Here is a 1396-nt window from a genome sequence, read left to right as displayed (position 1 = left end):
TGCCCGCACCGGTCGGCCTGCCCGACGAGGCCCGCGACCTGCGCCACCTCGTCTCGCGCGCGGTCGCGGCCGCCACCGGTGCGCGCACGGGCGACCCCGGCCCGGTGCACCTCGACCTCGCCTACCGGGAGCCGCTCGTCCCGCCGCCCGGGCCCTGGCCCGAGCCGTCGGCGGTCGGGCTCGGCAACGTGCAGTCACGCGGTGCGGGGCTCCCGGGCGCCGTGACCGCGGCGCTGCCCGCGGTCGTCGACGCGCGTGCGGCCCTGGCGTCCGCGGGCGGTGCGGCCGGTGCGACGGCGTCCGGTCGCCGTCGGGGGGCAGTCCCGACCGTCGTGGTCGCGGGTGACGGCGCCGGCCCGGTCGCGCGACGCGTCGCCGAGGCGTGCGGCTGGCCCCTGCTCGCGGAGCCGTCCTCGGGCGCGCGCGGCGGACCGAACGCGATCGCGGCCTACCGCCTCCTGCTCGCGGACCCGCGGCTCGGCGGTGCGGTCCGGCGCGTGGTCGTCCTCGGCCGGCCGACGCTGTCCCGGCCCGTGCAGCGCCTGCTCGGGCGGGCCGACGTCGAGGTCGTGGTCGTCGCGCCGCAGGGCGGGGCGTGGCCCGACGCCGCGCGCAACGCGTCCGACGTGCTCACCGAGGTGCCCGCCCGCATGCTGCGCGGCCGCGTGCACGCCCCGACCGGCTGGCTCGAGGCGTGGCAGACGGCCGGCAAGGCCGCCGACGCGGCGGTCGACGCGCTGCTCGACGGCCCGGGGGAGCGGGACGCCCGACGCTCGCGCAGCGGCACGCGCGTCACGGGCCCGGCGCTCGCCCGCGCGGTCGCGGGGGTGCTGCAGCCGCACGACGTCCTCGTCGTCGGCTCGTCGAACCCGGTTCGCGACCTCGACCTCGTCGCCCGCTGGGACACCGCCCCGCTCGTCCTCGCGAACCGCGGGCTCGCCGGGATCGACGGCACGCTGTCGACCGCCGCGGGCGTCGCGCTCGGGCTGCCACGCCGACGCGTCCGCGCGCTCGTGGGCGACCTGACGTTCCTGCACGACGTCGGAGGCCTGCTGCGCGGTCCGCTCGAGCCGGTCGTCGACCTGCAGGTCGTCGTGGCGAACGACGACGGCGGGTCGATCTTCGCGACCCTCGAGCCGGGCGAGCCCGACCGGTCCGGCGTGTTCGAGCGCGTGTTCGCGACCCCGCACGGCGTCGACGTCGCGGCCCTGTGCGCGGGGTACGGGGTGCGGCACACGCGCGTCGTCGACGCCGAGGGCCTGCTGCCCGCGCTCGCGGCGCCCGGACCCGGGCTGAGCGTCGTCGAGGTCCGCGTGGACCGCACCGGGCGGCGGGCGCTCGGCGAGCGCGTCGCGGCCGACGTGGCGCGCGCGGTCGACGGCGCCCTCGGCTGACC

1 protein-coding gene is annotated in these 1396 nt (G+C 80.2%); it reads left to right on the top strand.

What is annotated here, in order from left to right; all coding sequences use genetic code 11:
- On the top strand, nt 1-1394 hold a 1394-nt coding region (locus tag CTKZ_RS21120; RefSeq protein WP_124344706.1), incomplete at its 5' end, for a thiamine pyrophosphate-dependent enzyme.
- Between the last annotated feature and the right edge of the window lie 2 nt (nt 1395-1396).

Origin of the sequence: Cellulomonas algicola (genome assembly GCF_003851725.1) — a bacterium.
GTDB lineage: Bacteria > Actinomycetota > Actinomycetes > Actinomycetales > Cellulomonadaceae > Cellulomonas > Cellulomonas algicola.
This window is presented reverse-complemented; position numbering and strand designations above follow the sequence as displayed.